This is a genomic window from Herbaspirillum seropedicae, assembly GCF_001040945.1.
Lineage (GTDB): Bacteria > Pseudomonadota > Gammaproteobacteria > Burkholderiales > Burkholderiaceae_D > Herbaspirillum > Herbaspirillum seropedicae.
This window is the reverse complement of record NZ_CP011930.1, coordinates 1,100,803-1,114,509: the sequence shown is the minus strand read 5'-3', so window position 1 is coordinate 1,114,509 and position 13,707 is coordinate 1,100,803. Positions and strand designations below refer to the sequence as shown.

General features: G+C 62.4%; 9 protein-coding genes. 1 reads left to right on the top strand and 8 read right to left on the bottom strand.

Annotated features, from left to right (window positions below; genetic code table 11):
• Positions 1–8: 8 nt before the first annotated feature.
• The 4 genes from ACP92_RS05015 to ACP92_RS05000 are packed head-to-tail and all read right to left on the bottom strand — an operon-like array spanning position 9 to position 3,401.
• The gene (locus tag ACP92_RS05015; RefSeq protein ID WP_013233036.1) at positions 9–347 is read right to left on the bottom strand and encodes a Rieske (2Fe-2S) protein; all 339 of its coding nucleotides are present in this window, start codon (positions 345–347) and stop codon (positions 9–11) included.
• Between the two features lie 44 nt (positions 348–391).
• Positions 392–1,318: a VOC family protein gene (locus ACP92_RS05010; protein ID WP_013233035.1), complete on the bottom strand. Its 927-nt coding sequence runs from the start codon at positions 1,316–1,318 to the stop codon at positions 392–394.
• A gap of 28 nt (positions 1,319–1,346) precedes the next feature.
• Positions 1,347–2,507, bottom strand: a complete 1,161-nt coding sequence (locus ACP92_RS05005; RefSeq protein ID WP_013233034.1) for an alpha/beta hydrolase family protein — start codon at positions 2,505–2,507, stop codon at positions 1,347–1,349.
• A 30-nt stretch (positions 2,508–2,537) separates the two neighbouring features.
• Positions 2,538–3,401, bottom strand: coding sequence for a SphA family protein (locus ACP92_RS05000; RefSeq protein WP_041310253.1), 864 nt, complete (start codon positions 3,399–3,401; stop codon positions 2,538–2,540).
• A 342-nt stretch (positions 3,402–3,743) separates the two neighbouring features.
• Between ACP92_RS05000 and ACP92_RS04995 the strand changes: the two genes are divergently transcribed.
• Positions 3,744–4,673, top strand: coding sequence for a LysR family transcriptional regulator (locus ACP92_RS04995; RefSeq protein ID WP_013233032.1), 930 nt, complete (start codon positions 3,744–3,746; stop codon positions 4,671–4,673).
• A gap of 97 nt (positions 4,674–4,770) precedes the next feature.
• Here ACP92_RS04995 and ACP92_RS04990 read toward each other — a convergent pair whose 3' ends face one another.
• The 4 genes from ACP92_RS04990 to ACP92_RS04975 all read right to left on the bottom strand — a co-directional run bounded on the left by ACP92_RS04990 (position 4,771) and on the right by ACP92_RS04975 (position 13,221).
• Positions 4,771–6,468: a ShlB/FhaC/HecB family hemolysin secretion/activation protein gene (locus ACP92_RS04990; protein ID WP_013233031.1), complete on the bottom strand. Its 1,698-nt coding sequence runs from the start codon at positions 6,466–6,468 to the stop codon at positions 4,771–4,773.
• Positions 6,469–6,476: 8 nt separating this feature from the next.
• Positions 6,477–11,183, bottom strand: a complete 4,707-nt coding sequence (locus ACP92_RS04985) for a YDG domain-containing protein (RefSeq protein WP_013233030.1) — start codon at positions 11,181–11,183, stop codon at positions 6,477–6,479.
• 156 nt (positions 11,184–11,339) lie between these two features.
• Positions 11,340–12,317: a tetratricopeptide repeat protein gene (locus tag ACP92_RS04980; protein ID WP_041310250.1), complete on the bottom strand. Its 978-nt coding sequence runs from the start codon at positions 12,315–12,317 to the stop codon at positions 11,340–11,342.
• A gap of 58 nt (positions 12,318–12,375) precedes the next feature.
• Positions 12,376–13,221, bottom strand: a complete 846-nt coding sequence (locus ACP92_RS04975; RefSeq protein ID WP_013233028.1) for a phage tail protein — start codon at positions 13,219–13,221, stop codon at positions 12,376–12,378.
• Positions 13,222–13,707: the final 486 nt, after the last annotated feature.

Here is a 13,707-nt window from a genome sequence, read left to right as displayed (position 1 = left end):
TGAAAGAGTTAAAGCGGATCGCCGGCGTCCACATGCAGGCCGCCGTCGTCATCGATGCGTAGCGGTACTGCCGTGAGCGTGTCGCCCTGGCAGGGACCGAGCGTACAGACGCCTGTGAGGGGATCGAACAGCGCGCCATGGGCGGCACAGACCAGGTGCTGGCCGGTGCCGTCGAAATAGGCGTCGCGCCGCCACGGCAGCGGCGTGCCGTGGTGCGGACAGCTGTCGCGCCAGGCACGGACCTGGTCGCCCCGGCGCAAGACGAAGATGGTGGCCTGCCCTGCCGATTCGGTATCGAAACCGCGTGCGCCGTTCTCCGGCAGTTGCGTGATGTGGCACAGGTACATGGCTGTCTCCGCTGTCGTATTCGTCTTTGTATTCGTCCTCGTACTCAGTGCGCCGCGCCGGGCGGCGGCGGGCCGCTCGGCGCCCACTTCTCGCGGTACTGGAACAGGAACAGCTGCGAGGCATCGGCGCCCATGGGAACTTCGCGCGCGGCCCAGCTTTGGTCGTGCAGGTCCATGTCGGCGTCGTACTCGACGTGGCAGCCCAGCGGGGAATTGAAATACCAGAACCAGTTGCTGCCGAAACGATGGCGGCCGGGTCCCCAGAAGCTCTGGTAGCCCTTTTCCACGAAGCGGGTGCCGGCCAGCAGCAGTTCGGTCGGACCGCCCATATGGAAGGTGAAATGCTCGCAGCCTTTCATGAAGGGCGGGGTCTGGATCATGAACAGGGTGTGATGGTCCAGGGTGCCTGCAGGGCGCAGGAAGGGGCCGACGCCGGTGAAGCGGTCGGTGCAGACGAAGCCCAGGCGATGATAGAAGGCCTCGGCCTTGGCCGCGTCCGGCACGAAATACACCACATGCGAGAGCGTGCGCGGCAAGGCCGGCAATTCCGGCGGCAGACCCAGTTCGTTGGGCGCGCGCTGGGCGTGGCCAGGGCCATTGACGCGTTCAGCGGGCAGCGTCAGGGGGCGGCGCACGGTGAGCTGGAAGGCCAGCGCAAAGCCCATGTCATCGACGCTGCGTACGACGCCATCGCGGCGGCTGACTTCGCGGTCGCGGCGCAGTTCGGTCTCGATGGCGTCCAGCGTGGCGCTGTCGGCCACGCCATAGACGGTCTCGCGCAGCAGGCTGGCAGTGCCCATGGCTGGCGGAAGACTGGCGTCGTCCTTGGCGCGCAGCACGACGGCTGTGCCGTCCAGGGCTTCGAAGCGGTCGCCGCCGGCGTCCTTGAGGCCATAGTCCAGCAGGTACTGGCGGCAGGCGGGCAGATCATCCACGCCAAATACCAGGGCGTCAGGTCCAATGATGTTCATGCGTATTCCTTAGGTTGGCAGTCGATGTTCAGCGCTTGGTGCGGCCGCCCAGGGTTTCGGCGACCCAGTCGGCGATGTAGTGGCCGGCGTTGATGGAGTTGTCGAAGCTGGCGTGCTGCACGCCGCCTTCGCGGTCGGTGAAGACCTTCAATTCGCGCTTGGGGCTGTTGACCAGTTGTTCGTAGGTGCGATGCGCCCACTTGAGCGGAATCTGGCTGTCCTTCTCGCCATGGGTGACCAGGAAAGGCACGCGGATCTTCTCGACCACGCCGTCCAGGTGGACGTCCTCGGCGATGCGCATGAAGTCGTCGATATCCTTGGCGCCCCAGACCCAGCAGACGTGCTGCCAGTAATGCGGCACAGGGAAATCGCCCTCCTTCTCCAGACGCCGTTTCTGCACATCGCGCCAATCGTGATTGGCGCCCCACACCACGCCGCAGGCAAAGCGCGGCTCCATGGCCACCACACGGGGGCAGTAGTACCCGCCCAGCGAGACCCCTTCACAGCCGATGCGGGTGGGATCGACGTCCTCGCGCTGCTCCAGCCAGTCCACCACATGACGCGCCCAGTGCTCGGCATCGAAGCGTGCCGTCAAGCCGTGCAGGCGCAGGGCTTCGCCGGTGCCAGGCTGGTCGATCACCAGCGACGCGACACCGCGCTCGGCCAGCCAGCCGGGCAGGCCTACCAGGTATTTCATCTCTTTGGTCGAGTCCAGTCCATTGAGCTGCACCAGGACCGGGGCCGGCCCCTGCACGTTCCTGGCCCGGGTATAGAGACCCGAGATGACCCGGCCTTCGTAGGCAATCTCGACCCGTTCGCAGTTCTCGCCCGCCAGCGCGATACCGCGCTGGAACACTTCCAGGAAGCGCTTGTAGAGTTCCAGACGGCCCGGTGCGCCATGGCCCTGCAGGCGTTCGCAGGTCAGCAGGTAGCTGGCGGCGCGCTTGTATTTCTCGCCCGCCGACAGCAGGCGGCCGCGCATCTCATCCTCGGCGGCCAGGCTGCACAGCTTTTCAGCCATGTCCGCCCAGGTGGCGCGAAAGGCCGCCGTGCCTTCGGCGTCAGGCTGCCTGGCGGCCTCCTGCAAGGGCGCGCACATGGCTTCGATTTCACCGATGCGCGCGCCCATCTCGATGGCGAGGTCAACGGAAAGATTCCAGACATAGTTCGTCGGGAAGTAACGGAACATGGTGTGACTCCTATGATGACGAGCGCTTGCTCAATGGCCCCCGCCCATCCACAGCGGCATGGCGAAGTTGATCCAGATGGCGTCGCTCTTGGCGGTATTGGCGGCGTACAGGCCGCGCTGGTAATTCATGTTGATGCTGAAGGGACCGGCGTTGTAGGCCACGGTCGGTCCCAGGGACAGGCTGCGGGCGCGGTTGCCGGTGATGTCGGCGCCGTTCTGCCGGTCATCGGTGAACTGGTTAAGGTAAGAACCGGTTACGCCAAACTTCCATTTGCCGACGTTCCAGCCGCCGATGAAATCGGCCACATAGGCCGTGCCGGAACGATAGTTGGTGCTGCTGTTGCGGTCGTTGATGAGCAGGCGGTTGGAGATGCCCAGGTCGAGTCCGTCGGGGTTGTTGTGACGCACGGCCAGCACCGGCTGCCAGGAGGTGTAGCCGACCGCCACGCTGGGCCGGGTCGGGCTGTAGGAGCCGGTCTCCAAAGAGATATCGAATCCGAACGTGACATTGGTGTGGGCGGCCACGTCCCAGCGCAGCAGCACCGGTGTGGCGGTGACGTTGGAGAGGCCGTTGTGCGTTTCGCTGTGGCCCGCCACTTCGGTATGCAGCGACACCACCGGCAGCACCAGCTGCGAATACACCTTGGCGCCCAGCCATTGCACGCCATAGGAGGCCAGCAAGCGGGTCGTGGCCGAGTAGGCCGACGACTTGAAGGGGATGGGCAGCTTGTTGCCATTGTTGTCGTAGAGACCGTTGGAAGAACTGTAGTTGAACTGTTCCACCGCAAACAGGCCGGGGATGGGCGGCAGCGCCGCGATGTACTCGCTGGTGGAACCGGTGAGGAACGGCGAGACGCCGCCCTCGAAGGCATAGGCTGCAGGCCCCGCGGCCATGGTCAGCAGCGCGCAAGTTGCCAGCCGGCATGCCGGCACGAATCCTCTCTTCACGTCTGTCTCCTTGTCTCCTACCCTGCCTGGCGGGGTGTGGCCGCTATCGGCGCGTTGTCATGGCCAGGCTCAACAGCGGCGCATCCAGTGCGAGTGCGCCGCCGGCTTGCCGCGCCAGCCCTTTCTGGTGGGGCCATGCAGCGGATGAGTGAAGCTTAAGAGTGAGCTTGATATTGATCAAATGGATTGTTTTGATTCATGATATGGACGGCATCAATACATTGACCACCCCATCCGTCGTCTATCCGAGGGTCGGCAAGAACAAGCACAACAACGGAGACCAGCGCCATGCGTTTCAACAAGCTCGACCTCAATCTTCTGGTCGCCCTGGATGCACTGCTCACGGAGATGAGCATCAGCCGCGCCGCCGAAAAGATCCATCTGAGCCAGTCGGCCATGAGCAATGCCCTGGCGCGGCTGCGCGAGTATTTCGATGATGAATTGCTGATCCAGGTGGGCCGGCGCATGGAGCCCACGCCGCGCGCCGAGGTGCTCAAGGATGCGGTGCATGATGTGCTGCGGCGTATCGATGGCTCCATCGCGGCGCTGCCGGCCTTCGTGCCGGCCGAGTCCACGCGCGAGTTTCGCATCTCGGTTTCGGACTTTACGCTCTCCGTCCTCATCCCCCGGGTGCTGGCGCGCGCGCACGCCGAGGGCAAGCACATCCGCTTTGCCCTGATGCCGCAGGTGCAAGACCCGACCCGCTCGCTGGATCGGGCCGAGGTGGACCTGCTGGTCTTGCCGCAGGAATTCTGCACGCCCGATCATCCTGCCGAAGAGGTCTTCCGCGAACGGCATGTCTGCGTGGTCTGGCGCGACAGTGCGCTGGCGCAAGGCGAGCTGACGCTGGAACGCTACATGGCCTCAGGCCATGTGGTGATGGTGCCGCCTGGGGCCAATGCGTCGTCGGTGGAGGCGTGGATGGCCAGGAAGCTGGGCTTTGCGCGCCGGGTGGAAGTGACCAGCTTCAGCTTCGCTTCTGCGCTGGCGCTGGTACAGGGGACGGACCGCATCGCCACGGTGCATGCCCGGCTGGCGCAGCTGCTGGCTCCGCAATGGCCGGTGGTGATCAAGGAGAGTCCGCTGTCGCTGGGCGAGATGCGGCAGATGATGCAGTGGCATCGCTACCGCAGCAATGATCCTGGCATCCAGTGGCTGCGTCGGGTGTTTCTGGAGAGTGCGCAGGAGATGGATGCGGCGCTGCCAGGCATCTGCTGACGTGGCGGATCAACGCTGGGGATCGGGAGAGCACGTTCGGACCATGCGAACTTTCCCGCCCCTCTCCCAGCCCGATACCGCAGTCGGGATGAACAGATCAGAATCCTTTGCTGACCACCAGCCAGGCGCGCGTGGACGCAGACGATTCGATCAGCGACGAGTTGGCCGAGCCGATCTTGGTGGCCACATAGGCGCTGGCCTCCCAGAGCGCGTCATTGCTCCAGCGCATCCCTACCCCCGTTCCTGAGAGCGTGACGCTGTTCTGTCCCGTCGTCCACTGGCGACGGTTGATATTGACCCGTGCGCTATCGACGAAGGCCAGCACCTGCAATGTGCCACCGGCCATGCTTCCCATCTCATGGCGCAGTTCGATGCTGCCCAGGTAACCGGTATCACCGGAGATGGCGCCGATGTCATAGGCCCGTACGCTGTAAGGGCCACCGACGCTCATCTTCTCTGCCGAATCAAGATTGGCATCGGACCACTGTACGGAAAAATTGGCGTAGAGCGAATCGCGCCGGCCCAGGAACTGCAGACGGGAGAAGTTGAAGTTCCATTTCGAGAAACCGCCGCGGGTCTGCGCGGTGAGCGCATCCGAGGCCTCTGCCGCCGCGTCGTCGTAGCCCACCCGTCCTGCGGTCCAGCCCATGCCCCAGGCGCTGACACCACCGCCCAGGACGCTGTCGCGCAGGTTGCCGCTCAGGCTGAGCACCCAGTTGTCCAGGTGGCGATCGGTGCGAAGACCCGTGGCGCCGATGCGATCTTCGAGCTTCTTGGTATCGTATTGGATCTGTCCGTACAGGTTGGCGTCCCTGCTCCGGAGAAGGGGATGCTTGAGCCATAGGCTGGCCACCAAGGCATTGCCATGCGCATCAAGCGCACGGACGCTGTCACCCAGCTTGTAATGCACCATCGAGTAGGCGCCGCCGACGTGCGTTCCCTGCCCGTTGAGCAAGGTGTCATAGCTTATCCGGCCATAGGACATCCGTTCGCCCGTGCTGACCAGGTTGGCCGAGAGCACATCGCCATGGTGCAGGGGATTGAACAGGCTGGCCGTTCCACTCAATCGCGCCCTGCCGATGTAGCGGTTGCCGAAGTTGTCGATCGACATGCTGCCGATACTGACAGCCTTGGGTGTGGTCACGACATCCATGTCGGACGTCCCCACTGCTTCGCCGGGCTTGAGCACCGCCTCCACGCCCACCCCGGGCACATCGGAGAGCAGCAGCAACGAACGGTCAAGGCTGCGCTCGGCGACCATCTGATCCTTCTGCAAGGAGGAAAGGATGGATTCAAGCAAGCGGCTATTCACCGGGCTGCTGTTGTTGAGATGGATCTTCCCGTATCGGGCTTCGACCACCTGGATGACTACCACGCCCTCGGAGATGGTTTGCGCGGGAATGATGGCGCGGGCCAACGGGAAGCCATGCGCCTGGTAGTAGCTGCTGATGCGCGCAGCCAGCGCACTAAGATCAGCCAGTGTCAACGTCTTGCCTTCCTGATCTGCCACCAGGGCATGCAGCGTCGCCGCATCGAATGCCGTATTGCCGACAATGCGGATTTCCTTGACCAGGAAAGGCGCTGAAGGAGGAAGCTGGCTGGCGTCGGGAGATTGGATCTTCAGCTCAGGCTGGTTTGGTGCTGGCGCCGTCCTGGGAGCAGTCTGCAACTCCTGCAGCAGTGAACCCGCGTCGGTGGGGACAGCGGGACCTGCGGCCAAGGCGTCATAGGGAAGCAACAACAGTGCAGCGGACAAGGGCATCATCCGCAGGGATGAGCAGGATACATATTTCATGGGAAATCTTATTCTGTTGTTCTGAATGCGTTGTCGGGCAATTGCGTACCGCCATTACGGATTTGCAAGACCGGGCCCGCGCCGCCGACATTGGCGCCGCCGAGCTCTATGGTGTTGGCTCTTCTGGGCGCATCGTTGGCGGAGCCATCGCTTTGTTGTCCCTCACGCCCCTCCGCCCTGACCGTCAGCGTGGAGGACAGGTCCAGCGACTGTGGCTGGGACGCGGCCTGCGGCGGCAGCACCGATGACTGGACCTGCGCTAGCACATTGCGCACTGGTGCGGGCACGCTGGCGCTTGGGGCCGCGGGTGGAAGCGCGCTGGTAATGCTGGCAGTGGTGGTGGCCTGGTCCGTGATGGTGTAGTTGCCCACATCGGCGCCGCCATAGGTGCTGCTCAGGTTGACCAGCTTGCCGTTGCCTACGGCTGGGTCGCTGAAGACGCCGGTGGCAGCCACCGTCACCACATCTCCTGCCACTTTTCCGGTCAGGATCGCGCCTGCCGCATTGACGCTGGCAGTGGTGGTGCCGTCGAAGGGCTTGTCATTTGCGGTGATGCCGCTCACGGTCAGCGAGGCCGGCGTGATGTTTGCGGTCTGCGCCGCAGGCTGGATCACATTGTAGTTGCCGGCATCGGTACCGCTGAGGGTATAGGTCACCGTCACTGTCTTGCCGTTGCCGACATTCTTGTCACTGAAGACGCCGCCGGCGATCACCGACACCGAGTCGCTTCCCAGGGCCGTCACGCTGGCGGTGCCAGATACCGTGGCGGCAGTGGTGCCGTCATAGACCTTGTTATTGACGCTCACGCTGCCTGCAGTCAGGTTCGCCTTGCTGATCGAGGCGGTCAGTCCGGTCGGCTGGACGACGTTGTAGTTGCCGGCATCGGTACCGGTGAGCGTATAGCCCGTTACCGTGACGGCCTTGTTGCTGCCGGCGTTCTTGTTGCTGAAGTTGCCCACCCCCGCGCCACCCAGCGCAACCACATCGCTGCCCAGCGCCGAGACGCTGGCGGTGCCGCTGAGGGTAGCGGCTGTGGTGGCGTCATAGGTCTTGTCGGCCGCGCTGATGCCGGTCACATGGAGGTCGGCCTTGTTGATCGTGGCGCTCAGTCCGCTCGGCTGGACGATGTTGTAGTTGCTGGCGTCGCTGCCCGTGAGGGAGTAGCCGCTCACCAGCACGGCCTTGTTGGCGCCGGCATTCTTGTTGGCGAAGGCCCCTACCCCGGTACCGGTCAATGACACCACGTCGCTGCCCAGCGCCGCCACGGTAGCCGTGCCAGTCAGGGTAGCGACCGTCGTGGTGTCGTAGGTCTTGTCGGCGGCGCTGAGGCCGCCTACGGTCAGGCTGGCCTTGTTGATGGTGGCGGTCAGCCCGGTCGGCTGGATGACGTTGTAGTTGCCGGCGTCGGCGCCGCCCAGCGTGTAGCCGGTCACCGTGACGGCCTTGTTGCTGCCCGCATTCTTGTCGCTGAACGTACCCACCCCGCCAGAGACCGAGACCACATCACTACCCAGCGCGGCGACACTGGCGACGCCGGTGAGGGTGGCGGTGGTGGTGGCATCGTAGGTCTTGTCGCTGGCGCTGATACCGCCCACGGCCAGGTTGGCCTTGCTGATCGTGGCCACCAGCCCGGTCGGCTGGACGATGTTGTAGTTGCCCGCGTCGCTGCCGGTGAGCGAGTAGCCGCTCACCGTGACGGCCTTGGCATTGCCGGCATTCTTGTTGGCGAAGCTGCCCACGCCGGAGCCGGTCACCGAGACCACATCGCTGCCCAGTGCCGTCACGCTGGCCGTGCCGGCGAGCGTGGCGACCGTGGTGGCATCGTAGGTCTTGTTGTTGGCGGTGATACCGGACACGTTCAGGTTGGCCTTGTTGATCGTCGCGGTCACGCCGGTCGGCTGGACGATGTTGTAGTTGCCAGCGTCGGCGCCGCCCAGCGTGTAGCCGCTTACCGTGACGACCTTGTTGCTGCCTGCGTTCTTGTTGCTGAACGTACCCACGCCGGTGCCGCTCACCGAGACCACATCGCTGCCCAGCGCCACGACACTGGCCGTGCCGGTCAGCGTGGCCGCTGTCGTGGTGTCGTAGGTCTTGTCGGCGGCGCTGATGCCGCCCACGGTCAGGTTGGCCTTGTTGATCGTGGCCGTGAGCCCGGTCGGCTGGATCAGGTTGTAGTTGTTGGCGTCCGTACCGGTGAGGGTATACGTCGCCGTCACGCCCTTGTTGCTTGCAGCATTCTTGTCGCTGAAATTGGCGCTGCTCAAGGCGAGGGAAACCACGTCGCTGCCGAAGGCGGCCACCGTCGCGCCGGACACCGTCGCCGTCGTGGTGCCGTCATAGGTCTTGCTGTTGGCGGTCGCGCCTGTGACGGTCACGTTGGCCTTGTTGATGTTGGCCGTCAGTCCGGTTGGCTGGATCAGGTTGTAGTTGCCGGAATCCGAGCCAGTCAAGACATACGTGGCCGTTACCGCCTTGTTGGTGCCGACGTTCTTGTCGCTGAAATTGGCGCTGCTCAACGACACCGACACCGAATCACTGCCCAGCGCCGCTACCGAAGCCGTTCCTGAGATCGTGGCGGTTGTCGTGCCGTTGTAGGTCTTGTCGTTGGCCGTCAGGCCGCCATTGAGGGTCAGGTTGGCTTTGTTGATCGTCGCCGTCTTGGAGTCGAGTCCATTGAGGAAGTACTTGCCCGCTTCCGAACCACCCAGGGTGACACCACTGATGGTCACCGCCTTGTTCGTCCCGGCGAACCTGTCATTGAACGTGGCGATGGCGCCGGACGTATTGATCGTCACCCCGGCCGGGGTACTGATGGGGTTGACAGCACCGCTCAGGGTGGCCGTGGTGGTCCCATCATAGGTCTTGCTCACAATACCCGCAGTGAGGTTGATGGCCATGTAGGCGTTGAATTGGCCCGATCCAGTCATCGTGACAAAGAGACTGAAGTCAGTGGGGTGGAGGTAATCATCCGGGTTGTAGTAGATCTTGGTATAACCGTTATTGCCCTGCACGCCCAGCGCATTGGCATCGAACTTGACGCTGCCTGTGCCGGTTCCGGTGTTATCGGCACGCAGGACAACGTTGCCATTGCCGCCAGTAGCATCGATGAAGGTGGCATAACCCAAATTGATGTCACGATAGGCGCTGAGGGTCAGCGTGGTACCCGTTGTCCAATTCATACCGCCGATCAATACACCATCGACCAGATTGATATCGCCATTGCCCGAGGTTCCTGCGCCGCAGCCTGATACGTTGGTGCAGCTGACGGTGGGGCCGGTCTTGATCGTCACATCAGAGTATTGCAATGCCGCCGTGATCTGCGCCCCGGAAATATCTCCGTGCGAATTGGGATCCTGATCGTAGTAGATCCTCATGTCCTGGGGATCCAGCAACCAGCTGCCGACCTTCCCCTTCGGTGCGAGCGTATTGACGAAGGCCGGCTTGCCGACCGTCAGATGCTCCCCGGACGTCTCGACCTGCCCGCCGTTTCCGCCATCCTTGCCGCCGCGCGCGGTGATGCTGCCATTAAAGGAAGTGTTTCCATCTGACCAGATCGCGACGTTGCCACCATTACCATTGGAAAGGGCATCGGCATTGATGGTGGCGCCTGCAGCCACGGTAGTGTTCAGCGCATTCTGCTCAGGCCCTGCCCCCAGGAAATTGCCGCCTACGAAGGCGCTGCCGCCTCCGGCGTCACCGGAAATATCGATGTTGCTGCCCGACGCCAGTGTGACCTCCTTGCCGAGCACCTTCACCGTACCACCGGTTTGGCCGGCATTCTTTCCGGACGCGTCAAGCGTGCCGCTATTGCTGACGGTGGCAAGGTTACCGCCATCCAGCACGATGCGGCCGTTGACGTTCTGCACGCTGCGCGCTTCGATGATGCCGGTATTGTTGACCACGCTGGCCAGCACGGCGTCCTTGGCGCCGGCCGACATCAGCACGGCCCCGCCATCGGCGAGAATGAGGCCGCCATTTTCGGACAGATTGTTGAGGGTGTTCTGGTTGACTTGCAGTTTCACCAGGCTGGCATTGGCAAAGGTGAGCGTGACATCATTGCCGGCGGCCAGCGCGACCGTGCCGGCGGGGGCGGTAATGTTTCCCTGGTTACTCACCGTATTGCCGATGAAGGCCACGTAGCCGCCGTTGGCAACGCTGATGTCGCCCTGGTTGATGATGCTGCCGGTCCCGCTGCCGCTGAAATTACGTGCGGCGGCGGCCAGGCTGGCATCGCTCATGTCCAGGGTCGAGGCCACCAGGCCGCCGACATTGACCTGAGAACCGGCGCCGAACAATACGCCGTTGGGGTTGATCAGATACACCTGACCGTTGGCATTGAGCTGGCCGAAAAAGCGTGTCGGATTGGTATCGTATATCCGGTTGACCGCAATGGCGCTAGCCGAGGGCTGAATGAAATTCACCGTCTCATGGCTGGCGGTATTGAATGATTGCCAGTTCACCGACAGGTTCTGGCTGGACTGTGTAATGGTCGTCGTGTTACCGGACTGGCTGATGCTACCCGCGCCTGCGGTCACCTGTCCGCCCACGGGAGCGGCCTGCGCCAGCAAGGGAGAGACCAGCAGCGCAGCCGCGATCACCTTGCGGTTGGCGCGTTTGCCCTGGCCTCGCGAGACCTCGGAGACGACGACCCAGGCCTGATGCACATGGCTCCAGACGAGCCGATAGATTCTGTTGAGTGAGGCGTGACCACGCATGACTTTCTCCCCTGAGGACGACTTGACGCGTCTTGTAGAATTTTCTGAACAAAGTGCAGGCACAGAAGCTCTCCTGCCGTACCCGACGGCGCCCCCAGCAGGACCGCAACGCCGCGATTGCCGGGACCGCCCGGCGCTGTCGTCACCCTTCCCGCCTTACAGGGCGCCATCCTTCGCAAGATGTTCTGCCACCTTGCGATCCAGATCCGGTTGCCACTGGGGTGGCATGACCGCCAACACCATCTTTTCGATGCGTTCTATCTCGGCCAGCTGAACTGCGTTGGTGGTGCGGGCTTTTGCCGCGCTGTTCCACATGTAGACCTTCGCCAGGTTTTCCGGCGACAGCATTCCTGTCTTCGGATCCGGGCTGGCATTGGCGTACAGGATGGCCACCGGCAGGTAGGCAGGGCGGTAGCCCTCCATGGCCGCGTGCTCCAGCCAGAACAGGGCGGACGGGATATCGACATCGCCACCGTGGCCCTCGCTCATCATGATGCCCAGACGGTATTGCGCTTCATGTTGATGACGTTGCGCCGCTTGCTCATACCAGTACCTCGCCGCGACCAGGTTCTGTGGCACATCCTTGCCGTCGCGGTAGTAGTCAGCGAGCCTGAGCATGGCAGGAGCAGAATCGGCCTGCGCCGCGGCGAGGCAAAGCGCCAGGCCACGGTCGACATCCTTCTCCAGCGTCTTTCCTTCGATATAGAGTTCGCCCGCCGAACACAGCGCGTAAGCGATCCCGGATGCGGCAGCCTTCCTGTACCAGGACTCGGCGGCCTTGCCATCCACCTCGCGTCCTATGCCTTTGGCCAGGCAATCGCCAAGGAACTGTTGGGCTGCCGGGATATTGCTGTGTGCAGCTTTCTCAAACCAGTTGCACGCCGCGACAGGATTGGACGTACGTCCCCATCCTTCGCGCTCGAACAAGCCCAGGCTGAATTGCGCCAGCGGATTGTTGGCGGCATGCCGCGCAAACAGGGCGTACGCCCGGGAATAATCTTTCGCTGCCAAGGCCTTGTTGGCCGTCGTCAGCTCCGCACCAAGATCACGAGGAGCAGAGGCGGCCGGCGCCGCATAAGACAACGTCGCCGCAGCCGCTATCGCTGCCAGGCGGACCATGTGTTTGCTGTTCATAGATACCATCGGCGGCCCTCCCCTGCGGGAACGACCGCCAGCTCGAGCCTGAACCCGATCAATCGCGGGAAGGATAGATACCGTTTGCGGCAGCGATGTAATAGGTCATCGCCAGGTAAGGAGGCATCGTCGGTATGGCGGCACCCGTGCCCAGGGTATTGGTGACACCGGTGGCCGTGGCAGAACCACCGATGGCGGTCGTGGCGCCTCCACTGGTAATGGAAACCGGAGCAGTGGCGGCATTGCTGATCGTCATCGACATCTGGCCGCCGATCGAGGCGCTATTGAGCGTCACGTTCGGCGCTACCGACGTGTATGCTGCTGCCGCAGCAGCAGCTGGCTTGCCCAGGTAGTTGCCATCAGGTGAAGCCACGCCGCCATTGGTCGAGGAAGCAGCGATCGTCAAGCCGCTCGGCGTACCGGCGATGGTCACGCCGGAGAGATTGGTGGTCGCGGACAGGCCGCTGAGCATGGTGGTGGCAGTGACCCTGCTGAGATCCACAGGAATGGCGGCCACGACGAAGTTGTGGGGCGGCAGTTGCGCAATGCTCAGGTTGATCGACGTATTGCCACCCGTTGCGCCGGCCGGGAATGTCGTGCCATTGGCGCCGACGAGGACCCTGCCGCGCAGGTCAGGAAGATTGAAGGTGGTCTGCGCATTTCCGCCGTAGGTGATACCGATCAGCGAATAAAGTGCGGTGTACTGGTTGATCGACAACTGCTGACCTGCGGCCAGCACATACTGACGATTGAAGCTGCCGAAGGAAGGCGGCACTGCCATGATGCAGACGCTGGCCAGCACCGGCGTGTCAGAACATGCGAAGCTGTTTGGCGCCCATGCGGCAGTCATCAGACCTGAAGCCAATGCCAGTAATGCGGAAGCTTTCCGGAACGGATAATGCATTTTGAATCCCCCAATTTGCAAGTGTGTGTTTTGTTTTGATTGATAAGACTACAGCAGTCACTTTGCACCAACATCTGCGGGCATTCTGTCATTTGAGTTGGAGTTAATCAATATTAATTTGAGTGGTAGTTAATCAGTATCAATTTGGTACCAATTGCTGGTGTTGAATTTGTTCGTTTTGCCTTACCTCACATTCCACATATTCCATATATTCAGAAATAAATTCATGGTGCAATGGCGGCGCAGCGGTGTCATGCGCTGCCGGCGGGCTGGAATTTGCACATTCTCATAGGGATAAGTGCTGTCTCTTTTTGTCATACCTTCGCTGTGCGGATGAGTTTGCAAGAAGCGTGATGTGCATGCTCCATTGATATGAGTCGGGCAATTAGAACGATTTGACGATCCCAATAAAGTCACCCCGCCAACGTCTTTCACCTTGACTATCAATTACGCTACTTCATGAGTGTGAAAACGCCAGGAGACTGA